This window comes from Micromonospora solifontis (assembly GCF_003725545.1).
GTDB lineage: Bacteria > Actinomycetota > Actinomycetes > Mycobacteriales > Micromonosporaceae > Micromonospora > Micromonospora solifontis.
On record NZ_RJLN01000214.1, the window covers coordinates 1 to 441 of the forward strand.

Here is a 441-nt window from a genome sequence, read left to right on the forward strand (position 1 = left end):
GCCGACCCCCATCGGCGATGGTGCGCCGACCCCCGAATGGAGCTTCGCCATGAACACGATTATTCGGAAGAGCGTTCTTGGTATTGCTGGTCTGGCTTTCACCGGTGGTGTGTTCGCCGGTCCGATCGCCGCTCACGCTGAGGCCCGTCCCGTGGACGCCAAGCCGGTCGCGGTCCAGGCGGACAAGCCCGACGCCGGCAAGCTGATCCCGCACGGTGTGCAGGGCGCCCAGTCGAAGATTGATCTGAACGACGAGCAGGTCGGCAACGCCAAGGCGATCATCGCCGCGACGAAGAAGGCGGGCCTGCCGGAGCGGGCGGCGGTGATCTCGATCGCCACCAGCCTGCAGGAGTCGAAGCTGGAGAACCTGGGCCACCTGGGCGAGAAGAATGACCATGACTCGCTGGGTCTGTTCCAGCAGCGTCCGTCCAGTGGTTGGGG

1 protein-coding gene is annotated in these 441 nt (G+C 65.8%); it reads left to right on the forward strand.

Annotated features, from left to right (window positions below; translation table 11 throughout):
• Positions 1-49 precede the first annotated feature (49 nt).
• The coding region (locus EFE23_RS27920; RefSeq protein WP_123243823.1) for a hypothetical protein at positions 50-441 on the forward strand (392 nt) is incomplete at its 3' end.